This window comes from Streptomyces sp. NPDC002935 (assembly GCF_040611295.1).
GTDB lineage: Bacteria > Actinomycetota > Actinomycetes > Streptomycetales > Streptomycetaceae > Streptomyces.
Genome location: NZ_JBEXNW010000064.1, coordinates 1 through 21,220, shown reverse-complemented (window position 1 = coordinate 21,220; position 21,220 = coordinate 1). Strand labels below are relative to the sequence as shown.

General features: G+C 71.0%; 19 protein-coding genes and 1 riboswitch. Of the genes, 13 read left to right on the top strand and 6 right to left on the bottom strand.

The features are described from left to right. Positions 1–35 precede the first annotated feature (35 nt). The 4 genes from ABZX90_RS42630 (at position 36) to ABZX90_RS42615 (ending at position 3,815) form a co-directional block, all read left to right on the top strand. Entirely contained in the window at positions 36–788 is a 753-nt protein-coding gene (locus ABZX90_RS42630; RefSeq protein ID WP_355213593.1) for a MerR family transcriptional regulator, read from the top strand. 86 nt (positions 789–874) lie between these two features. Continuing rightward, positions 875–1,348, top strand: coding sequence for a bifunctional nuclease family protein (locus ABZX90_RS42625; RefSeq protein ID WP_006123076.1), 474 nt, complete (start codon positions 875–877; stop codon positions 1,346–1,348). A 218-nt stretch (positions 1,349–1,566) separates the two neighbouring features. After that, the gene (locus ABZX90_RS42620; protein WP_351134466.1) at positions 1,567–2,241 is read left to right on the top strand and encodes a MerR family transcriptional regulator; all 675 of its coding nucleotides are present in this window, start codon (positions 1,567–1,569) and stop codon (positions 2,239–2,241) included. Positions 2,242–2,315: 74 nt separating this feature from the next. After that, positions 2,316–3,815, top strand: coding sequence for a DNA polymerase IV (locus tag ABZX90_RS42615; protein ID WP_355213592.1), 1,500 nt, complete (start codon positions 2,316–2,318; stop codon positions 3,813–3,815). Here ABZX90_RS42615 and ABZX90_RS42610 read toward each other — a convergent pair. After that, the gene (locus ABZX90_RS42610) at positions 3,737–4,108 is read right to left on the bottom strand and encodes a PRC-barrel domain-containing protein (protein ID WP_351134462.1); all 372 of its coding nucleotides are present in this window, start codon (positions 4,106–4,108) and stop codon (positions 3,737–3,739) included. The two genes, ABZX90_RS42615 and ABZX90_RS42610, sit on opposite strands and share 79 nt — an antisense overlap. Positions 4,109–4,223: 115 nt before the next feature. Then, positions 4,224–4,319: riboswitch (glycine riboswitch) on the top strand. 177 nt (positions 4,320–4,496) lie between these two features. On the opposite strand from ABZX90_RS42610, the gene gcvP reads away from it, so the two are divergent. Continuing rightward, positions 4,497–7,382 carry an aminomethyl-transferring glycine dehydrogenase gene (gcvP, locus tag ABZX90_RS42605; RefSeq protein ID WP_355213591.1) on the top strand — a complete coding sequence of 962 codons (2,886 nt, stop codon included), beginning with the start codon at positions 4,497–4,499 and terminating at the stop codon, positions 7,380–7,382. Between the two features lie 135 nt (positions 7,383–7,517). On the opposite strand, the gene ABZX90_RS42600 is transcribed toward gcvP, so the two are convergent. Together ABZX90_RS42600 and ABZX90_RS42595 are read right to left on the bottom strand one after the other, a co-directional pair. Continuing rightward, positions 7,518–7,724 carry a DUF5999 family protein gene (locus tag ABZX90_RS42600; protein ID WP_351134458.1) on the bottom strand — a complete coding sequence of 69 codons (207 nt, stop codon included), beginning with the start codon at positions 7,722–7,724 and terminating at the stop codon, positions 7,518–7,520. 376 nt (positions 7,725–8,100) lie between these two features. After that, positions 8,101–8,685: a hypothetical protein gene (locus ABZX90_RS42595; protein WP_351134456.1), complete on the bottom strand. Its 585-nt coding sequence runs from the start codon at positions 8,683–8,685 to the stop codon at positions 8,101–8,103. Positions 8,686–9,225: 540 nt separating this feature from the next. On the opposite strand from ABZX90_RS42595, the gene ABZX90_RS42590 reads away from it, so the two are divergent. Then, positions 9,226–10,743 (top strand): glutamate--cysteine ligase, encoded by a 1,518-nt coding sequence (locus ABZX90_RS42590; protein WP_351134454.1) that lies wholly within the window; start codon positions 9,226–9,228, stop codon positions 10,741–10,743. A 61-nt stretch (positions 10,744–10,804) separates the two neighbouring features. Here ABZX90_RS42590 and ABZX90_RS42585 read toward each other — a convergent pair whose 3' ends face one another. After that, complete coding sequence (locus ABZX90_RS42585) at positions 10,805–12,574, bottom strand: substrate-binding and VWA domain-containing protein (RefSeq protein ID WP_355213590.1); 1,770 nt, start codon at positions 12,572–12,574, stop codon at positions 10,805–10,807. A 197-nt stretch (positions 12,575–12,771) separates the two neighbouring features. Here ABZX90_RS42585 and ABZX90_RS42580 point away from each other — a divergent pair, with 197 nt between their 5' ends. Beyond that, a complete protein-coding gene (locus ABZX90_RS42580; RefSeq protein ID WP_355213589.1) occupies positions 12,772–13,572 on the top strand; it encodes a type II CAAX endopeptidase family protein in 801 nt (266 codons plus the stop codon). 81 nt (positions 13,573–13,653) lie between these two features. Here ABZX90_RS42580 and ABZX90_RS42575 read toward each other — a convergent pair whose 3' ends face one another. Next, entirely contained in the window at positions 13,654–14,463 is an 810-nt protein-coding gene (locus ABZX90_RS42575; RefSeq protein WP_355213588.1) for a PhzF family phenazine biosynthesis protein, read from the bottom strand. A 520-nt stretch (positions 14,464–14,983) separates the two neighbouring features. Between ABZX90_RS42575 and ABZX90_RS42570 the strand changes: the two genes are divergently transcribed. The 3 genes from ABZX90_RS42570 (at position 14,984) to ABZX90_RS42560 (ending at position 17,057) form a co-directional block, all read left to right on the top strand. Then, a complete protein-coding gene (locus ABZX90_RS42570; RefSeq protein WP_355213587.1) occupies positions 14,984–15,790 on the top strand; it encodes a TNT domain-containing protein in 807 nt (268 codons plus the stop codon). A gap of 51 nt (positions 15,791–15,841) precedes the next feature. Further along, positions 15,842–16,240: a hypothetical protein gene (locus ABZX90_RS42565; RefSeq protein ID WP_355213586.1), complete on the top strand. Its 399-nt coding sequence runs from the start codon at positions 15,842–15,844 to the stop codon at positions 16,238–16,240. Between the two features lie 169 nt (positions 16,241–16,409). Continuing rightward, positions 16,410–17,057: a PadR family transcriptional regulator gene (locus ABZX90_RS42560; RefSeq protein WP_351134443.1), complete on the top strand. Its 648-nt coding sequence runs from the start codon at positions 16,410–16,412 to the stop codon at positions 17,055–17,057. Positions 17,058–17,165: 108 nt separating this feature from the next. Here the strand turns inward: ABZX90_RS42560 and ABZX90_RS42555 are convergent, their stop codons facing one another. Then, positions 17,166–17,594 carry an SRPBCC family protein gene (locus ABZX90_RS42555; protein WP_351134441.1) on the bottom strand — a complete coding sequence of 143 codons (429 nt, stop codon included), beginning with the start codon at positions 17,592–17,594 and terminating at the stop codon, positions 17,166–17,168. 280 nt (positions 17,595–17,874) lie between these two features. Here ABZX90_RS42555 and ABZX90_RS42550 point away from each other — a divergent pair, with 280 nt between their 5' ends. The 3 genes from ABZX90_RS42550 (at position 17,875) to ABZX90_RS42540 (ending at position 20,945) form a co-directional block, all read left to right on the top strand. Further along, a complete protein-coding gene (locus tag ABZX90_RS42550; protein ID WP_351134439.1) occupies positions 17,875–18,423 on the top strand; it encodes a Clp protease N-terminal domain-containing protein in 549 nt (182 codons plus the stop codon). Positions 18,424–18,758: 335 nt separating this feature from the next. Beyond that, positions 18,759–19,769, top strand: coding sequence for an EamA family transporter (locus ABZX90_RS42545; protein ID WP_351134437.1), 1,011 nt, complete (start codon positions 18,759–18,761; stop codon positions 19,767–19,769). Between the two features lie 204 nt (positions 19,770–19,973). Further along, positions 19,974–20,945, top strand: a complete 972-nt coding sequence (locus ABZX90_RS42540) for an EamA family transporter (protein WP_351134435.1) — start codon at positions 19,974–19,976, stop codon at positions 20,943–20,945. Positions 20,946–21,220: the final 275 nt, after the last annotated feature.

The window sequence follows — 21,220 nt, the reverse complement described above, 5'->3', positions numbered from 1 at the left end:
CCAACTCCGTCCGGGGGGACACCGAGGGAATGTCCATGCTTCAAACACCGAGCGGCGGTGCCGGCAGCGGTGCCGCCGCGGACAGTGGACTGATGAGCATCGGCGCGGTGCTGAATGTGCTGCGCGACGAGTTTCCCGAAGTCACCATCTCCAAGATCAGGTTTCTGGAGTCGGAGGGACTCGTCGAGCCGCGGCGGACCCCTTCGGGGTACCGCAAGTTCAGTGCGGACGATGTCGAGCGCCTCGGCCACGTCCTGAGGATGCAGCGCGACCACTATCTGCCGCTGAAGGTGATCCGGGAGCACCTGGAAGCCCTGGAGCGCGGTGAGCAGGTGCGTCTGCCCTCCGTGGGCCGCCAGCGCGACTCGGGCGAGGCAGAATCCCTCGGGGAGCTCTACGGCGAGCCCGAGGGGCCCACGGCGGCCCGGGTGGGCCGTGCGGAGCTGCTGGCCGCCGCGGAGATCGGTGAGCAGGAGCTCCAGGAGTGGGAGTCGTACGGGCTGATCGGCCCCTTGCCCGGCGGTGTCTACGACGCCGAGGCGGTGACCGTCGCCGCGCTCGTCGTCGAATTGGGGCGCTTCGGGATCGAGCCGCGCCATCTGCGGGCGATGAAGGCGGCGGCGGAGCGTGACGCGGGGCTGGTGGACCAGGTGGTCGCCCCCCTGCGGCGCCACCGCAATCCGCAGACCCGGGCGCACGCGGAGGCCCGTACGAAGGAGCTCGCGGGCCTCACGGTGAAGCTGCACGCGGCACTCGTGCAGACCGCGCTGGGTGTGCGACTGCGCTGATCCGGGGCAGCGGCGCAGTCTGTGGATCGGCCACCCGTTCTGTGCCCGACTACCCAAACGTCCCGGGCACGGCCTAGGGTTGCTGTGTGAACGAGCTCGATGTCGTAGGTGTCCGGGTCGAGATGCCCTCCAACCAACCGATCGTGCTTCTGCGTGAAGTGGGAGGCGACCGCTACCTCCCCATCTGGATCGGACCGGGGGAGGCGACGGCGATCGCCTTCGCCCAGCAGGGCATGGCCCCCGCGCGACCGCTGACCCACGACCTGTTCAAGGACGTGTTGGAGGCCGTCGGCCAGGAGCTCACCGAAGTACGCATCACGGACCTGCGCGAGGGCGTGTTCTACGCCGAGCTCGTCTTCGCCAGCGGGGTCGAGGTGAGTGCCCGGCCGTCCGACGCCATAGCGCTGGCCCTGCGCACCGGAACGCCGATCTACGGCAGCGACGGGGTGCTCGACGACGCGGGCATCGCGATCCCGGACGAGCAGGAGGACGAGGTGGAGAAGTTCCGCGAGTTCCTCGACCAGATCTCCCCCGAGGACTTCGGCACCAATAGTCAGTGACGCCGGCGGGCGGAGGGCAGCTCCGGGTGGCATTTGCCCGCGGCCGGTGTGGTGTGCCGCAGCCCGCGCCGGGAGCATTCGGCTAGCCTTTCCCCGCGGTAGGGCACGGGAAACCACTCTTAGGGTGATAATCACTCGGCGTGCCGAGTGTGGCGATCGTTGACGCGCCCCTGGTGACTGCCTACCGTCGAGAAGGCAGGTCAAGGACGGAGGTCGGCGTGAGAAGCAGCGGCGACGGTACGGCTGGGGGTGCCCCCGGACGCGGTCCGGGGGAGAGCGGCCCGTACCCTCCCCCAAGCTCTCGGCTCGACTCGAGCAGGGGGCATCCCCATCATGGCGGCGCGGCCGATCACGTTCCGCGGCGGCCGACGGCAGTGCCCGGCGAGGGAGGGGCTGTTCCCGAGGAGGTCGGTTACCGGGGGCCCACGGCGTGCGCGGCCGCGGGTATCACCTATAGGCAGCTGGACTACTGGGCGAGGACCGGACTGGTCGAGCCCAGTGTGCGTCCCGCCTACGGGTCGGGGACGCAGCGTCTCTACAGCTTCCGGGACGTGGTGGTCCTGAAGATCGTCAAGCGGTTCCTCGACACCGGGGTGTCGCTGCAGAACATCCGCACCACGGTCCAGCACCTGAGGGAGCGCGGCTTCCAGGACCTGGAGCGCATGACGCTGATGAGCGACGGCGCGACGGTCTACGAGTGCACCTCGCCCGACGAGGTCCACGCGCTGCTTCAGGGTGGTCAGGGGATCTTCGGCATCGCCGTGGGCGTGGTGTGGCGGGACGTGGAGAGTGCCCTGTCGCAGTTGCACGGGGAGCGTGTGGACACCGGGGAGACGCTTCTCGCGCACAACCCCGCCGACGAGCTCGCGCGAAGGCGCAACCGCGCGGTGTGACGCGCACGGTTTTCGATGACGTGATGCCCCGGCCTGCCGGGGCATTGTCAGTGGCGTAGGGCAGCATCGGACATGTGAGAACCGCGCCCACGATCCTGCATCTCGACATGGATGCCTTCTTCGCCTCGGCGGAGCAGGCGTCCAAGCCGAGCCTGCGCGGGAAGGCCGTCGTCGTGGGCGGACTCGGACCGCGCGGAGTCGTCGCCACCGCCTCGTACGAGGCACGCGTCTTCGGGGTGAACTCGGCGATGCCCATGGCCCAGGCACGCCGACGCGCTCCGAACGCCGCGTACCTGGTGCCGCGCTTCGGGCTCTACCGGGAGGTCAGCGAGCAGGTGATGGGGCTGCTGGGGGCCCTGTCGCCGCTGGTGGAGCCGCTGAGCCTGGACGAGGCGTTCGTGGACCTGGAAGCGGGCGGGACGGCCTGGGACGACGCCTCGGCGCGGCTGGCGGGTGCCAAGCTGCGCGCCGACATCCGGGCGGTCACGGGGCTCACGGGGTCGGTGGGGCTCGCCGCCTCCAAGATGCTGGCGAAGATCGCCTCGGAGCAGGCCAAGCCCGACGGTCTCGTGGTGATCGAGCCGGGCACCGAGCGCGCGCTGCTGGGGCCGATGTCGGTGCGGACATTGCCGGGCGTGGGGCCGGCGACCGGCGATCATCTGCGGCGAGCCGGCATCACCACCGTCGAAGAACTCGCCGAGGCGGGCGAGGACGAGCTCGTACGGCTGCTGGGGAAGGCGCACGGGCACGCGCTGTTCGCGATGGCCCTGGCGCACGACGAGCGGCCCGTGGTGGCCGAGCGGGAGACCAAGTCGGTGTCGGTCGAGGACACGTACGACGTGGACATCCACGACCGGGTCCGGGTGGGGCTGGAAGTTGCGCGGCTCGCGGACCGGTGTGTGCGGCGGCTGCGCGGGGCCGGACTGTCGGGGCGGACCATCGTGCTGAAGGTGCGCAGGTACGACTTCTCGACGCTGACCCGGTCCGAGACGCTGCGAGGGCCCACGGACGACCCCGGGGTCGTGCGAGAAGCCGCCGCCCGGCTGCTGGAGGGGGTGGACACCACCGGAGGCATACGCCTGCTGGGGGTCGGTGTCTCCGGGCTCGCCGACTACACACAGGAGGATCTGTTCGCGCAGGCGCAGGCGGCCGCCGAGGGGGAGTCTGCGGCGGAGGAGCATCCCGCGGACGAGTCGGCCGAGGGGGCCGCCGCAGAGCAGGAACGGCCCGCGGAGCGGCGGTGGCCCTCCGGGCACGACGTGTCGCACGCCGAGTACGGGCACGGCTGGGTGCAGGGGAGTGGGCTGGGGCGGGTCACGGTGCGGTTCGAGACGCCCTACTCCGAGCCCGGCCGGGTGCGGACGTTCCGGACGGACGATCCGCAACTGGAACCAGCGGATCCGCTGCCCCTGGTGGAGCGAAGACCCGAGGACGCCGGGCCTGGGCCGTTGGCGTCAGAAGCCGGGGCGCTGGGCAGTCCGGACCCGGGGCGGCCTCAGACGTCCTCCGTGCCCGCGATCCGGCCGAAGTCCCGGTCCGGCGGCGGGGGAGGGGACGCCACGTCGAGACCGTAGTGGTGGTAGAGCTGGAGTTCCTGTTCGGGGGAGAGGTGCCGCCCGACGCCGAAGTCGGGGGCGTCCTTGATCAGGGCTCGGTCGAAGGGGATGCGCAGGGTCCCCTCGACGATCTCGCTGGGCTCCAGGGGTACGAAGGCATCCCTGCTGAACAGGCCGGTCCGTATGGCCGCCCACTCCGGGACGCCGGTCGCGTCGTCGAGGTAGACCTCGTCGATCGTGCCGATCTTGGTGCCGTTGCTGTCGAACGCCTTGCGGCCGATCAGGTTGCGCGGATCGATGTCGGTCTGCACGGTCCCTCCACGTGGTCGCAAACTCATCCGTAAGTACTACAAAAGAGCAGATTCGGGAAGGCGGCCACTCGAAAGCCGACGGCTTGTCCTCGCTGGTAGGCTGGCAGACGGCTGCTGATCCCGTGCGGGAGAGTCCTCCAGACTTCACCGGAGGCGCCGAAGGAGCAACTCCTCCCCGGAATCTCTCAGGCTCACGTACCGCACGGACGAGGTCACTCTGGAAAGCAGAGCGGGTGCCGATGGCCTCCGCTCTCACCGACGGTGAAAGCCGGACCGTCCAAGGACGCTCCGGTGAAACTCTCAGGTTGAGATGACAGAGGGGGAGGCCGTCGGGGTGCCCGTGCCGGGGTGCCCCTCGAAGGTCGCGTCAGACCAGGAGGCCTCCGCCATGACCGCCCCTCGCATTCCGCTCTCCGAGCTCGAACAGGGAATTCCCTTCGAGCAGCGCCACATCGGGCCCGACTCCGAAGCCCGGGCCAAGATGCTCGCGCAGGTGGGATACGGCTCGCTCGACGAGCTGACCGCCGCCGCGGTGCCGGACGTGATCAAGAACGCCGAGGCCCTGAAGCTGCCGGCCGCCCGCACCGAGGCCGAGGTACTGGCCGAGCTGCGCTCCCTCGCGGACCGTAACCAGGTGCTCGGCTCGATGATCGGCCTCGGCTACTACGGCACGTTCACGCCGCCGGTGATCCTGCGCAACGTCATGGAGAACCCGGCCTGGTACACCGCGTACACGCCGTACCAGCCGGAGATCTCGCAGGGCCGTCTCGAGGCGCTGCTGAACTTCCAGACCGTCGTCGCCGAGCTGACCGGGCTGCCGACCTCCGGCGCCTCGCTGCTCGACGAGGGCACCGCCGCCGCCGAGGCGATGGCGCTGTCCCGCCGGATGGGCAAGAACAAGAAGGGCCTCTTCCTGGTCGACGCGGACGCGCTGCCGCAGACCATCGCCGTCATCGAGACCCGCGCCGAGCCGACCGGCGTCGAGATCGTCGTCGCCGACCTCGCCGAGGGCATCCCGGCCGACCTCGCCGGGCGCGAGATCAACGGTGTGCTGATCCAGTACCCGGGCGCCTCCGGTGCCGTACGCGACATCAAGCCCCTCATCGAGCAGGCGCACGAGCTGGGCGCGGTCGTCACCGTCGCCGCCGATCTGCTCGCCCTGACCCTGCTGACCTCGCCCGGCGAGCTCGACGCGGACATCGCGGTCGGTACGACGCAGCGCTTCGGTGTGCCGATGGGCTTCGGCGGACCGCACGCCGGATACATGGCGGTGCGCGAGAAGTTCGCGCGCAGCCTCCCCGGCCGACTGGTCGGTGTGTCCGTGGACGCCGACGGGAACAAGGCGTACCGCCTCGCCCTGCAGACGCGTGAGCAGCACATCCGTCGCGAGAAGGCGACCAGCAACATCTGTACGGCTCAGGTGCTGCTCGCCGTGATGGCCGGCATGTACGCCGTGTACCACGGTCCCGACGGCCTGCGGACCATCGCACGGCGTACCCACCGCTACGCCACGGTCCTGGCCGCGGGGCTCAACGCCGACGGCGTCGAGGTCGTGCACGGCGCGTACTTCGACACCCTCACCGTGCGGGTCCCGGGCCGCGCCGCCGCGACCGTGGCCGCCGCCCGCGACCACGGCGTCAACCTCCACCTCGTCGACGCCGACCAGGTGTCGATCTCGTGCGACGAGACGACCACGCGCGAGCAGCTGGCCGCCGTGTGGACCGCCTTCGGCGTCGACGGCGACATCGAGGCGCTGGACGCGATCGCCGAGGACACCCTGCCGGCCGCGCTGCTGCGCACCGACGAGTACCTCACGCACCCCGTCTTCCACCAGCACCGCTCCGAGACCGCGATGCTGCGCTACCTGCGCAGGCTCTCCGACCGCGACTACGCGCTCGACCGCGGCATGATCCCGCTGGGCTCCTGCACGATGAAGCTCAACGCGACCACCGAGATGGAGCCGGTGACCTGGCCCGAGTTCGGGCAGCTGCACCCCTTCGCGCCCGCCGAGCAGGCGCGGGGTTACCTGACGCTCATCCACGAGCTGGAGGACCAGCTCGCCGAGGTCACCGGCTACGACAAGGTGTCCCTCCAGCCCAACGCCGGTTCGCAGGGCGAGCTGGCCGGTCTGCTGGCCGTCCGCGGCTACCACCGCGCCAACGGCGACGACCAGCGCACCGTCTGCCTCATCCCGTCCTCCGCGCACGGCACCAACGCCGCCAGCGCCGTGATGGCCGGCATGAAGGTCGTCGTCGTGAAGACCGCGGACGACGGTGAGATCGACGTCCAGGACCTGCGCGCCAAGATCGAGCAGTACCGCGACGAACTGTCGGTGCTGATGATCACGTACCCCTCGACCCACGGGGTGTTCGAGGAGCACGTCGCCGACATCTGCGCCCAGGTGCACGAGGCCGGCGGCCAGGTCTACGTCGACGGTGCCAACCTCAACGCCCTGGTGGGCCTCGCCAAGCCGGGCCACTTCGGCGGCGACGTCTCGCACCTCAACCTGCACAAGACCTTCTGCATCCCGCACGGCGGCGGCGGTCCGGGCGTCGGCCCGGTCGGTGTGCGCGCGCACCTGGCGCCGTACCTGCCGAACCACCCGCTGCAGCCCGAGGCCGGTCCCGAGACCGGCGTCGGCCCGATCTCGGCCGCTCCCTGGGGCTCCGCGGGCATCCTGCCCATCTCCTGGTCGTACGTCCGGCTGATGGGCGGCGAGGGCCTCAAGCGCGCCACGCAGGTGGCCGTGCTCTCCGCGAACTACATCGCCAAGCGCCTGGAGCCGCACTACCCGGTGCTGTACACCGGCCCCGGCGGCCTGGTCGCGCACGAGTGCATCATCGACCTGCGCCCGCTCACCAAGGCGACCGGCGTGAGTGTCGACGACATCGCCAAGCGCCTGATCGACTACGGCTTCCACGCGCCGACGATGTCGTTCCCGGTGGCCGGCACGCTGATGATCGAGCCGACCGAGTCCGAGGACCTGGGCGAGCTCGACCGGTTCTGCGAAGCGATGATCGCGATCCGCGCGGAGATCGAGAAGGTCGGCTCCGGCGAGTGGGCGGTGGACGACAACCCGCTGCGCGGGGCGCCGCACACGGCCGCCGCGCTCGGCGGCGACTGGGAGCACCCGTACAGCCGCGAGGAGGCCGTCTTCCCGGCCGGTGTCTCGGCCGCCGACAAGTACTGGCCGCCGGTGCGCCGCATCGACCAGGCGTACGGCGACCGGAACCTCGTCTGCTCCTGCCCGCCGCTGGACGCGTACGAGGACTGATCAGCGCTCGGCACGTGGACGCCTACGGGGAGTGATCACCCTCGGGCATGCGTCGGGGCCGGTTCGGAGAGTACGTCTCCGGGCCGGCCCCTCGTGTGTCTGGGCGGCCTGTCACGGCCGCCCGGGTCGTGCGGCTCAGGCGGCCGTCATCACCGGCGCTCCGCCCATCGGGCGGTGCGGGGCGATGATCTGGCCGTCCGGCAGGAGCTCACCGGTGTCCTCGAAGAGCAGAACGCCGTTGCACAGCAGGCTCCATCCCTGCTCCGGGTGGTGCGCCACAAGGCGGGCGGATTCCCGGTCGGCTGATTCGGCTGAGGGGCACGGTGGCTGGTGCTGGCACATGGATGGGATCTTTCGCTGGGTCGAGAGGTGAGTGATGGTCGTGGTGTCTGTATCGCGGCTTGAGATGCTCATGGCCGCCCCCCGTTGGTGTGTGGTCTGGAACCCAGTGTTGCCCCACGGGCGTCAATCCGCAGGGATTTGAAGGCACCGCTCCTCACAGGTTGATGACGCATCACCCGCGCGGACGGTTCATCCCAACTGCGCTGCCCTTTCGGGTGGTTCGAGGTGGCCGAATGGGGCTAGTCCGGTCGGGCGCGGAGCGCGTTTCCCCTCGTACGAGCGGTGTCGGGCCCTAACGAGCGGTCGGGTCATCCGGGGTGGTGACAGCGATGTGCCCCGCGGCCGGAGGACGGCCGCGGGGCACGGATGCCGAGGCTCAGGCGGGCGAGCTGAGCAAGGGTGCGGGGGTGACCCGGTGGGTGAGGACCGGCAGCAGTTCGGCGACGCGGTGCGGACGGTGCGCGGCGATGCCGGGCGGGGCGGGTGCGAGCGGGACGAGGAGGTCGGTGGCGGCCGGATGACCGCTGGCGCCGTCCGCCGTGAGGTCGCCGTGCAGCCAGAGGGTCAGCATGTACAGCTCGGGTACGGACAGCAGGCGCGCCTGGTAGGGCTGCTGCATGGTCTCGGCCTGCCGCAGGGCGTGTTCGGTCGCGGCGATGTAGGGGCCCTCGAAGAAGCGGGAGAAGGCCCAGCCGTCCGGGGTCAGCATGGTGTCGGCGGCGGCCACCGCGCGGTCGCCGCACCGGATCAGGAAGCGCCACCCGGCGAGCCGGGTGGCGGCGGCGCCCGCGGGAGTGATGCGATCCAGGACGTGGACGGGCAGCGGGAGTTCGGGGGTGGCGGGTCCCTGTGCCAGGCGCAGGGACGGGGTACGGGCTTCGCGGACAGCGGTGGGGGAACCGAGTGCCGTGAGAACGGTGCGCAGGGCGGGCGCGGGAGCCGGGGGTACGTGCAGCGGCATGGTGGGTCGCCTCTCATTCGACAGGCACAGTGGCGCGAGGGCGGGGGCGGACGGCGCTGTCAGCTCTCGGGTCAGAGGGGCGAGGGGTCTGGATCTGCCGACAGGGTGTCGCCTGCCGTCGTCACCGTGACGACAGGACCTAGGACCGCGAGCGCCAACTCTCTGCCTCGGTAGCGGAGTTTATACGACGCGTGTTCAGGCGATGTTTCGTCTAGTCGTCCCGAATATGAAGGGCAAGGCGCTATTCGGTCGATGAAATGCGGGGTTCATCCCGGTTCTGCGCGGTCGAACCGCGATGACCTCGGAATACCTCGCCGGAGCGGTCGGCCGATTCGCGTCGGCCTTTTTCACGAGATCATGTCGAGCGGTAAACTTGCTTATTGCTCCATGCCTGGTGAATGTGCCCGGGGCCGATGTCAAGCGTAGCGGTCGAAGAGCGCGCGCGGGACGTTATGGATCGCGTTGCCTGGGCATCATCCCCCGTGACCCGGGACGCCAGGGCCGGATCATCGGCCTGTCCATTCGAGGAGGGACACTTCGATGGGGGAGAAGGTCGTGGCAGGGGCGTTCGGCCTCTCCGATCGGCAGCGCCACCGCGACAAGCTCCGGCAGTGTCTGACGGGGCTGGAGCGACTGCTGGAGGAGAAGCGGTTCGATCGTCCGAAGAACCTGATGGGTCTGGAGATCGAATTGAATCTCGCAGGCCCCGACGGCATGCCCAGAATGATGAATGCGCAGGTTCTCGAAAGGATTGCGAGCCGCGATTTTCAAACAGAACTCGCCATGTTCAACCTGGAAGTCAACATAGCCCCACATCGATTGGGCGGCCGTGTATTCGACCGGCTCGCGGAGGAGATCCGCACCTCCCTCGCATATGCCCATCGGAAAGCCAGCGAGGTCGACGCCGGAATCGTGATGATCGGCATCCTGCCGACGCTCGGCCAGAACGATCTGGTGTCCGCGAACCTGTCGGACGTCGACCGGTACACCCTGCTCAACGACCAGATAGTGGCCGCGCGCGGAGAGGACTTCGAGCTCGACATCGACGGTGTGGAGCGCCTGGTCTGCAGGTCGGGGTCCATCGCACCCGAAGCGGCCTGCACCTCGGTGCAGTTGCACCTCCAGGTCACCCCGGGCCGGTTCGCGGATGTGTGGAACGCGGCGCAGGCGGTCGCCGCCCCGCAGGTCGCAGTCGGGGCCAACTCGCCGTTCCTGTTCGGGCACGAGCTGTGGCGGGAGTCGAGGCCCCCGCTTTTTCAGCAGTCCACGGACACCCGGCCGCCGGAGCTTCAGGCACAGGGGGTCAGACCGCGCACCTGGTTCGGCGAGCGGTGGGTCTCCTCGGCGTACGACCTCTTCGAGGAGAACCTGCGGTTCTTCCCGCCGCTGCTGCCCATCTGCGACGAGGAGGATCCGCTCGGTGTCCTCGACGCCGGGGGCGTGCCCAAGCTCGCCGAGCTGGTGCTGCACAACGGCACCGTGTACCGCTGGAACCGGCCTGTGTACGGCATCGCCGACGGCGTCCCGCATCTGCGCGTCGAGAACCGGGTGCTGCCCGCCGGTCCGACGGTCACCGACGTCATCGCCAACGCCGCCTTCTACTACGGGCTGGTCCGCGCGCTGGCCGAGGAGTCGCGTCCGGTGTGGACGCGGCTCCCCTTCGAGGCGGCCGCCGCCAACTTCGACGCGGCCTGCCGGCACGGCATCGACGCGCGGCTGGAGTGGCCGCGGCGCGGCCGCTACGGCGGGACCGCGCAGGTGGACGCCGCGACCCTGGTCCGCGACGAACTGCTGCCGCTCGCCGCCGCCGGGCTGGACGCGTGGGGCGTCGAGCCCGCCGACCGGGACCTGTACCTGGGCGTGATCGAGGACCGGTGCCGACTGCGCGTCAACGGCGCGACCTGGCAGGCGGACACCTTCCACCGGGCGCTGGAGAAGGGGCTCGGGCGGGATGCCGCGCTGGCCGCGACCACGAGGCGCTATGGCGAGCTGATGCACCTCGGGGAGCCGGTGCACACCTGGCCGGTGGGGCTGCCGGAGCCCGTGCCGCTGGGGTGACGCGGAGCGGTGTGCCGGTGGGGTCGAGGCGGGGCTTCGGAGCCGGTCGGGTGGGCGTGCGTCACCCCGGGGTGGCCGCACCTGCCGCCACGATCGCCTTGAGCATCGCCGAGTGGATCTGTGACGGTTCGTTGATCCGCTGGCCGGAGCCGCCGGCCGCCTTGGCGATCTGATCGACTTCGCGCTTGTCGGTGTCGGGGCCCACCGCGATCGCGATCAGCGTCACCGGGTGTTCCGGGTCGGCCAGTTTCTGCAGCGCGGCGACGAGATCGGACCGGGAGATGCTGCCGGGGTCCTGGTTGACTCCGTCCGTGAGGACGACCAGCGCGTTGAACCTTCCTTTCGCGTAGGAGGCGATGGCCGCCTTGTACGCGGCGAGTGTGGTGTCGTACAGCCCGGTCGCCCCGTCCGGGACCGGCTCCAGGGACTTGAAGGCCGCCGACAGCTTGGCCCGCTGGGAGTCGGTGCCCTTGGCGTCGCCGAGTCGGCGGGTCGGCACGAGTACGCGGTAGTCCTTGTCGCCGTCGAGCTTCGTGGAGAACTTCCACAGCCCGATCTCGTCCTCGGGGGTGAACGTGGCGAGTGCCTGCAGCAGGGACGCCTTGGTGACGTCCATGCGGGACCGATCGCTGCCCGGCACCGGTTCGGACATGGAGTCGGAGGCGTCGACGACCGTGGTGATCCGGGCGCTCTCCACCGTGATCGTCCACATACCGAGGGCCTCCTGGAGCGCCTCCACCGACGAGGGGTCGGCCAGGACGCGCGCGTAGGGCTGCGGAGAGCTTCCGCCGGCCCCGGCGACCAGCGTGTCCGACGGGCTCTCCGCGTCCGTGCGGAAACCGAACATCCGCAGGAACTGACGGGGCGCCGCCTCGCCGAGCAGCGTCATGAACCGCAGGGCCGCGCGGCTCTCGTCCGTGCTCAGCCGAGGCTCGTCGACCAGGGTGTACGGGTAGTCGAGCAGCGGCGTGCCGTCCTTGGGGTAGAACAGGTCGAGGCCGTCAGCGCTGTCCTGCGCGGTGTTGTGGTCGAACGCCGCCTGCTCGGAGAGGATCAGCGCCTGATTGCGCCGGGGGTTGCCCTGCTCGGTGCCGGAGGTGTCGCGGGGCAGGGTCTCCAGGAGCTGGGTGTCGTTGTCGGACGTGTGCCGCGACAGAGCCTTGGCCAGGGAGGCCGCCCGGGTGTCACCGCCCTTGACCCGGGAGGCGGCCGCGTTGAGCCGGGTGAGCGCGAGCAGTCCCGTCGAACTGCGGGCGGGATCGGCCGCGCCCAGCCTGAGCTTCTTGTCCCGCGTGCCCGCCTCGACCAGATCGGTCCAGCTGTACGTCTTCCTGGGCCAGCCCAGCGCCTTGGCCGCCGACGGAACCATGGCGACGCCGACCGGTGAGGAGGCGACGTTGCCCGCGCTGGTGACCTGCGTCGCGGTGCTCGTCTCGGCGACGCGCTGCACCCATACGTCGGAGTCCGGCACCCACACCTGCATGTCGGCCTTCTGGCCCGACCGGAGTGCGTCGGCGACCTTGTACGACTCGCGCGCGACCACGCTGACGTCGAGGCAGCGGCCGTCGGAGGTGATGTTCTTCTCGCGGGCGTCCTCGGCGGCGGCCCTGAGCGCGGGCGCGATGTCCGGCGAGGCGGCCACCTCGATGTGCACGGCGTCGTCCTGGCAGGAGTCGTCGAAGGAGAACAGGCCCCCTCGGACGGCGACGGCCGTACCTCCGGCGACGGTGAGGACGAGTGCCGTCGCGACGGCCACATTGCGGCGGCGGGCGCGGATCCGGGGGTCGGCGGAGCCCGCCCGGTGCTCGTCGGGCAAGCTGTGTCGTCCCATGACGGTGATGTCCCTCCCAGATGAGCCTGAGCCGTGGGACAGCCGTAAAGCAGGCAATGGGGGAAGCGCACCCGGAAGTACACCCCGTACGGTGCCCGTCCCCCAACGGCCTGTCGCGCACGATCTTCGCAACTTCTTTCGAGACCCTAGCGGGGCGAAGATGGGGATGAGGCGGGATTACCCAACTGGAGGCGGGAGTGCAGGTGGAGGCGGGGTCGGTAGCCGATTCTTTTCCGGAGGCGGGGCTGACACGACGGATTCTCCGGGACGAGACACTGCTCGTCCTGGCGCTGTCGCTCGGCGCGAGCGGAGTGTCCGCGCTGATCAGTTTTGTCGGATCGGTCACCAAACCGGGCGGTCTCAAGGATCAGGCGGCCACCCTCAACGCCTCGGCGGCGCCGGGCCGTCCCTGGCTCGATCTGGCCTGGCAGCTCTTCGGTATCGCGTCTGCTCTGGTGCCGGTCGCGCTCGTCGCGCACCTGCTGATGCGCGAGGGTCAGGGGATGCGCGTGATCGGTTTCGACCGTACGCGTCCCTGGCCGGACCTCGGGCGTGGGGCCGTGGTCGCGGCGGTGATCGGCAGTACGGGAATCGCCTTCTATCTGGCGGCACGTGGGTTCGGCGCCAACCTCACGGTGGTGCCCGAGGCGTTGCCCGACGTGTGGTGGAAGTTCCCGGTGCTGATCCTCTCGGCCGTGCAGAACGCCGTGCTGGAGGAGGTCATCATCGTCGGGTATCTGCTGCGCCGGCTCGGGCAGTTGGGCTGGACGCCGGGAACCGCGCTGGTGGCGAGTGCGGTGCTGCGCGGCTCGTACCACCTCTACCAGGGCATCGGCGGGTTCATCGGCAACATGGCGATGGGCGTGGTCTTCGTCTATCTGTACCGGCGTTGGGGCCGGGTCGGGCCGCTCGTGGTCGCGCACTCGTTGCTCGACATCGGGGCCTTCGTGGGGTACGCGCTGCTCGCGGGGAAGGTGGACTGGCTCCCGACGGCCTGAGCGGCGGGAGCGGCTTCCGAAGGGGCGTACGACCATCTCGTGCGCCCCTTTCGTGCGCTGTCGCGCCAGTCCCGCGGGCCGTTACGCGAGCAGCTCGCCGTCGATGACCGTCACCGCGTGCCCCGAGAGAAGGGTGCGGTCGCCTCGCACTTCGGTGCGGACCAGGCCGGAGCGCGGGGAGGCCTGCAGCCCGGTGAGACCGGGGCGGCCGAGTCGCTCGGACCAGAACGGGGCCAGCGCCGTGTGGGCGCTGCCGGTGACCGGGTCCTCGTCGATGCCGACGTTCGGGAAGAAGCAGCGGGAGACGAAGTCGTAGCCCCGGGAGGGGTCTTCGGCGCGGGCGGTCGCGATGATGCCGCGCTCGGAGTAGCGGGCGAGCGCCTTGTGGTCCGGGGCGAGGCCGAGAACCGTCTTCTCGTCGGCGACCTCGACCAGCAGGTCACCGGTGTTCGGGCCGGTGTCGAGGGTGGAGAGCGGCTCGGCGCCGAGTGCCTCGGCGACACCATCGGGGATCTCGACCGGGGTGAGCGGCGCGGTCGGGAAGTCCAGGGTGATCGAGCCGTCGGCCTGGGGAGTGGCGATGAGGACACCGCTGCGCGTGGCGAAGCGCACCGGGCCCTCATGCGCGCCCGTGGTGTGCAGGACGTGCGCTGTCGCGAGGGTCGCGTGCCCGCACAGGGCGACCTCGGTGGCGGGGGTGAACCAGCGCAGCGCCCAGTCGGCATCGCCGCCTTCGGGAAGACGGTGGGCGAACGCCGTCTCCGCGTGGTTGACCTCCACGGCCACGCTCTGGAGCCAGGCGTCGTCCGGGAAGGAGTCGAGGAGGAGGACCCCGGCCGGATTGCCGGCGAAGGGGCGGTCGGTGAAGGCGTCGACGATACGAATGCGCATGCCTCGAAGCTAGCGGTCGCGGGAAGCCGCGGGCCAAGGCCAATCCGGGGGATCTGGCCCCTTGTCGCCGGCGGTGGTGGAGCGATGCGTGGCAGGACCGCGAACCGGGCGGCTGGAGGCGTTGGTGGAGGCCGGACCCCGATGTGGTCCTGATCGCCGATGGCGGCGGGCTCGCGGCCGCCGCTCCCGCCCCGATCCCCGGGGTCGAACCGGTGGCGAAGGTGCTCGCGGGCGCGAATCGGGCGGGAGCGAGCGCGATCGAGACGACGCTCGTGCGGCTCAACGGCGCGCCCGCCGGGTCGGGGCCGCCCGGAAGACGCGCACGTCATCGCTGTGGTCCGGGGCGGTGGCCGTGGCCCGGGGCCGCCGTCTCTGGCGAAGGAGTGGCTGGTGCGCCCGTTCGGCCTGCCCCTGTTGCTGGGCCCCGGCGGGGCTCCTGTGATGGGTGAGGGCGCTCCTGACGCCCTGTGGACTCGATCTCTCGGAGGTATCAGTGGTGATGCGTCGATGGAGTGCGAGCGTGGCCGCGACGGTCGGCCTTGCCGGTTCCCTTCTGCTCAGTGCTCCCTCGTCCGCTGCCGTGGATACGCGGACGTCCAACGCCGATCGCTCCCCGGCACAGGCGGTTCCCGCCGCGCCGCCGACCCGTGACCGGGCGGCCGACGAGGGCGAGCAGCGTCAACAGGTCGTCCGGCCCGGGCCGGACGAAGAGAGGACGCGCTGCCTGGGGCTGGTGCCGTCGCCCTACCCCTACGCACACACGGAATTCGTGTGCAACGACTGGCGGTTCGGCCCGGCCAGGCTGCCGCGCACCGGGATCCTCGGCAACATCCTCAGAGGCTACGACCAGTTCGGCGCCCTCACCCCGGTGGAGTTCCTCAACAAATGGTGGAACCCGGCCGGCGACTTCGGGCAGGGCGACTGGAAGTACTCGCTGGTTCCGGACGACGGCTTCGCCCATGACAGCGGCGGGAATGTGATCGCGGCCGAGATCACCCTCAAGCCCGGCCAGCTCCTGGACCGCTTCGGCAATGAGTTCGGCAAGTTCCTCGCGCCGGCCGGTGCCAAGTACGGCGAACGCTCGATTCCGCCGTCCGGTCTCAACACCCAGGACCCGCGATACCCCTTCAACTACCACCTGTACCGGGTGAAGAAGGACACCCTCGTGTGCACCGGGCCTGCCGCCCCGGCATTCGAGCAGCCCGGCCTGGGCGTGCAGTACGTCACCTCGGTCAACACCATGCAGACCAGGTACTGCCCGCATGTGAAGAGCGGCGCGACGGTGAGCTCCTTGGTGGGCAGCGAGAACCTGGAAAGGGTGAACTGAGCACTGAAGGGCCGAGGGCGGCAGGAGCGGAAGCAGGAGCAGGATCGGGACATGGACCGCCACCAGCTGTGCGAGGCGCTGAGCGCGGCCGGGGTTCCGGCAGGGCTGTACGAGATCGCCGACTGCCCCGGCTCCCCTGGCGCCCCCAGGCCGGAAGACCGCCTCTACCTGGAGGAACAGGCGGGCGAATGGGTGGTCGGCGTTCAGCAGCGGGGCACGCGCACGGTGTTGGAGCGTTTCCCTGACGAGGACCATGCCTGCCGCAGCCTTTACGCCGAGCTGACCGAGCAGGCTCCGCCGCCCTCGCCGCTCACGCCCGAGGAGACCCAGGAGCTGCTGTACGACAGTGAGGGCATCCAGCGCCGTGCCCGCGAGCAGTTGGCGCGGGCGCTGGAAGCCGCCGCCCGACAGCCACCGCGGGGCGATGCCGGTCGGCATCGCCCTAGGTGATCGAGACCGCTGACCGCGCGTCGAGGGCCGCAGCCGCTCATGGCTGCGGCCCTCGACGTGCGCACCGGCGTCGGTGACCCACCGGTGCGCTCAAGGGGTTGTCATGCGAGTGCTACCGATATATCGTTGACGCATCGCGACCGATCAACGATGGAATGGAGTGATTGCGATGCGTTCCCGTGGAGAAGACTTCGGATACGAACACGGACATGGACACCACGGCGGCCCCGGCCATCGGGGTCGGGGCGGCTTCGAGGGGCTGCGGGGGGCTTTCGGGCCCTTCGGGCCGGGTGGTCCCGGCGGCCCCGGCTTCGGTGGACCCGGCTTCGGCCCGGGGCCCTGGGGCGGGCGCGGCGGCCGGGGCGGACCGAGGGGGAGGGCGCGGCGCGGTGACGTACGAGCGTCGATCCTCGCCCTGCTCAAGGACCGCCCCATGCACGGTTACGAGATGATCCAGGAGATCGCCGAGCGCAGCGGCGGGGCATGGAAGCCCAGCCCGGGTTCGGTGTACCCGACCCTTCAGCTGCTGGAGGACGAGGGCCTGATCACCAGCGCGGCCGAGGGCGGCAAGAAGCTGTTCTCGCTCACCGAGTCGGGCCGCAGCGCGGCCGACGAGGGCCCCGACGCGCCTTGGGAAGAGGCCGGTCGCGGGGTCGACTGGGAGACGCTGCACGAGATCCGGCAGGCCGGCTTCGGTCTCATGGAGGCCTTCGGTCAGGTCTGGAAGACCGGCAGCAAGGGCCAGCGCGACAAGGCGCTGGCGGTCATCAACGAAGCCCGCAAGAAGCTGTACCTGATTCTCGCCGACGAGGACTGACGGCGTGCTGTGGTATCTGCCGGCGCCTCGCGGAAGTGTTTCCGCGGGGCGCCTTTCCGTATATGGAGCGCTAGGCGCCGCTTCGCGCGACGCGCAGACGCGCGGGTCTCAGGCCACCAGCCCGGCCAGCTTGCGCAGCGACTCGTCGAGGGCGGCCGTCGCTGAGTCCTTGAGCTTGCCGGCCATCAGGGAGACGGCCGCGCCCGTGAACTCCCCGTCGATGCGTACCGATGTGGCGTCTCCGTCGGGGGTGAGCGTGTAGCGCGTGGTGACGTTCACCGACATCGGGCCCTTGCCGCGGATGGCCAGGGTGCGGCCGGACTCCAGTTCCTCGATGGTCCAGACGACCTCGGCCGGGAAACCCATGAGCTTCATGTTCTCCGTGAAGGTTCCGCCCACTTCGAGCTTCTCCGGGCCGCCCTTCGGGAAGTTGGTGTGCGTCGCGTTCCACTCGCCGTACGCGGACCAGTCCGTGAGCTGGGCCCATATCTTCTCGGCGGGCGCCTCGATCCGTGCTTCCGCGCTGACTTCGGCCATGCGACCACCCCTTCGTGTCGGGCGCTGCGCCCGGCGCAGCTACGGTGTCGCGGAACGTAGCCCCAGGCCCTGGAACATTCAATACTGATGAACCGTCAGAAATTGTGGAGAGGGGCCGCCGGGTGGGGCGAGGCAAGGCGGCGCGCGCCCGAAGGGGGAAATCGGCGCGAAGTCATCCGCAAGGAGGAGAACCCGCACAGGGATGCCCACCCTGTGTCGGACGTGAAGATGCTGCCCGCCGCGGATGACCTGGCTCCCCGAGGCTGATGGGGTAGGGGTTGTGCCATCCCGTATCCCTCAGCAGTCCGCCGGTGAGGGCGGCCGGAATCACCCCGACATCGATGCCGGACTCAGCGCAGAGCTGGCCTCGGTGGTCTCCGGTGCGCGCAGAAGAGCGCTGCGGGACGGGGACCGGCAGATCGACACGGCCCATCTGCTGCACTCGCTGCTGGAATCCGACCCCGAGGTGCGCGCCGTCTTCGACGGCGGGCCGCAGATCGCCCGGCTGCTCGGCTACCTCGTGCAGCGCAGCATCGGTTACGGGCTGCGCTGGCAGAGCACCGTCGAGAACTCCGGCGCCGGTCCGGTGGTGGCCGACGCGGGCTGGTCCCCGGTGGCGGCCGGTGCCATGGCGGCGGCGTACGCACGCGCCGTACTGCGGGGCGACGCGTGGGCCCGGGGTCTCGACCTGCTCGCGGCACTCGTCGCCGATCCCCAGTCGCGGGCCGTCGAGGTCCTCGGGCGCGCGGGGGTCGAACTCCCGCCGCTGCTGGAGCGGATCGAGAGCGGCTGCGAGGAGCGCGTGGGCGGCGGCGACGCGGGCTGCTGAGGTCCCCGAGGGCGCGGGAGTGGGGAGTGGGCTCCGGGGGCGGGGCCGCAGGAGCGCGGATGTCGTGTTCCGGTCGCGCGGCCCTTGCCGATGCTCGCCAGGACCGTTCGTCGCCGCCGGGATCGGTCGTCGCCAGGGCCGATCATCGTCGGGACCGGTGGTCATCGGGGCCGAGGGAGGATCGTCATCGGGGCCGATCGTCGTCGGGACCGGTCGTCTTCGGGGCCGAGGGACGATCGTCGTCGGGACCGGGTGCTGTCGGGGCAGCGTGCCGGCGTCCAGCCGATGAGACAGGTGTCATCGGGGGTGACGGTCATGTCGTCGCCTGTCATCATGTGCCCGTGCATATGTCTCAGGGGAGTCAGGGCAACCGTGGAAGAAGCGTCGGCCTCGGCCTGGCGCTCGCGTCGGCGGTCGCCTTCGGCGGATCGGGTGTCGCGGCCAAGCCGCTGATCGAGGCGGGGCTCGACCCGCTCCACGTCGTGTGGCTGCGGGTCGCGGGCGCGGCCCTCGTCATGCTGCCGCTGGCCGTGCGGCACCGGGCGCTGGTGAAGCGGCGCCCCGCGCTGCTCGCCGGGTTCGGACTGCTCGGCGTGGCCGGAGTCCAGGCCTGCTACTTCGCCGCGATCTCCCGTATCCCCGTCGGTGTCGCCCTGCTCGTGGAGTACCTCGCCCCCGCGCTGGTGCTCGGCTGGGTGCGCTTCGTGCAGCGCCGGCCCGTGACGCGTGCCGCGGCTCTCGGTGTCGTCCTCGCGGTCGGCGGACTCGCCTGCGTGGTGGAGGTGTGGTCGGGGCTGAGCTTCGACGCCGTCGGACTTCTGCTCGCACTGGGCGCCGCCTGCTGCCAGGTCGGCTACTTCGTCCTGTCCGACCAGGGCAGCGACGCGGGGGACGAGGCACCCGACCCCCTGGGCGTGATCGCGTACGGGCTGCTCGTGGGCGCCCTCGTCCTGACCGCGGTCGCCCGCCCCTGGACCATGGACTGGTCCGTCCTCGGCGGCAGCGCGGACATGAACGGGACCTCCGTGCTCGCCTCGCTGCTCCTCGGCTGGATCGTGTTCATCGCCACCGTGGTCGCGTACGTCACCGGAATCCTTTCCGTGCGCAGGCTCTCCCCGCAGGTCGCGGGCGTCGTCGCCTGTCTCGAAGCGGTGATCGCCACCGTCCTGGCCTGGGTGCTGCTGGGCGAGCACCTCTCGGCGCCGCAGATCGTCGGCGGCGCGGTGGTCCTGCTCGGCGCGTTCATCGCACAGTCGTCGGCCCCGGCGAAGCCCCCGCAGGGGCCGGTCGCGAGGGGGCCGAGCGACGCCGAAAGGGAGTTGGCGGCCCACGGAACGGCCGTCTAAGGTGCTGATCATGCCTACGACGCTCGTTCTTCCGCCTCCGGCCGCCTGAGGCGGGCGTACCGGAATCCCGGCCCGGCCTCGTGCCGGGCGGAACGGCGCTGCCCGCAGGAGAAGTCCGAGGACCTTTCCGTACGCCCCTGCCCCCGTGGCACGGGCTGCGACGCGGTCCCTTCCTGAACTTCTGCGGATCTCCGGAGAGAACACGTGTCGAACACCGCTTTCGGCCTGCCCGTCGGGCGAGGCCTGCTCTATCTGATCGTCGCCGGTGCCGCCTGGGGCACCGCGGGCGCCGCCGCCTCACTGGTCTACCGGGCCGGCGACATGGGGCCCATCGCCCTCTCCTTCTGGCGCTGCGCGGGCGGACTCGCCCTGCTGCTCGCCGTACGCCTGCGCCCGGGCCGGCGCGCCGTGCGCCCCGCCGTGCGGGAGCCGCTGGGCGGCAAGGCCCTGCGGATCGGTCTGACCGGCCTCGGGCTCGCTGTCTTCCAGACCGCCTACTTCGCCGCCGTCGAGGCGACCGGCCTCGCGGTGGCGACCGTCGTCACGCTGGGCGCCGGGCCCGTGCTCATCGCGCTCGGCGCCCGGCTGACCATGGGGGAGCGGCTCGGCCGCGGCGGGACCACCGCCGTCGTCGGGGCGCTGTCCGGGCTCGGCGTGCTGGTCCTGGGCGGCGAGGGCGCCACCGTGCGCCCCGGAGGTGTCGTGCTCGCGGTCCTCTCCGCGGCCGGATACTCCGCGATGACGCTGCTCACCCGCTGGTGGGGGCGCGACGGCCGCGTCGACGGGTCCGGCACGACGGTGTGGACGTTCGCCGTCACCACCGTCTGCCTGCTGCCGCTGGGGCTCGCCGAGGGCCTGATCCCGCATGCCGCGCAACCGGAGCGTGTGCTGGTCCTGCTGGTGTACATCGCCGCCGTCCCCACGGCGCTCGCCTACGCCCTCTTCTTCGCAGGCGCCGCCGTGGTCCGCTCCGCGACCGTGTCCGTGATCATGCTTCTGGAACCGGTCAGCGCGGCCGCGCTCGCCGTCGGCCTGCTCGGCGAGCGGCTCACCCTGGCGACGCTCGCCGGCACCCTGCTCATGCTCGGCTCGGTCGCGGGCCTCGCGGTGGCGGAGGCGCGCGCCGCGGGGGCCGAACGGCGTGCGGCGCCCGCGGAGGAAGCGGTGCTTGTCTGAGGTCCGAGGGGCGGTGATGCTCGCGTGCGGACGGCCGGCGCCGGTCCGTCCCGGGGTCGGTGGCGGGTTCCTGGTGCTGACTGCCGACTGCCGACTTCTGACTGCAGATTGCTGAGTGCCGACGGCTGAGGACCGGGTGCCGGGGGGGGGGCCCCCCGGGGCCCCCCCCCCCCCCCCCCCCCCACCGGCGGGGGGGGGGGGGGCGGGGGGGGGGCCGCCGGCACAGGGCCGGCGGTAGGGGGGGGGCGCGCATGGCCCGGGGCCGGGGGGGCCCC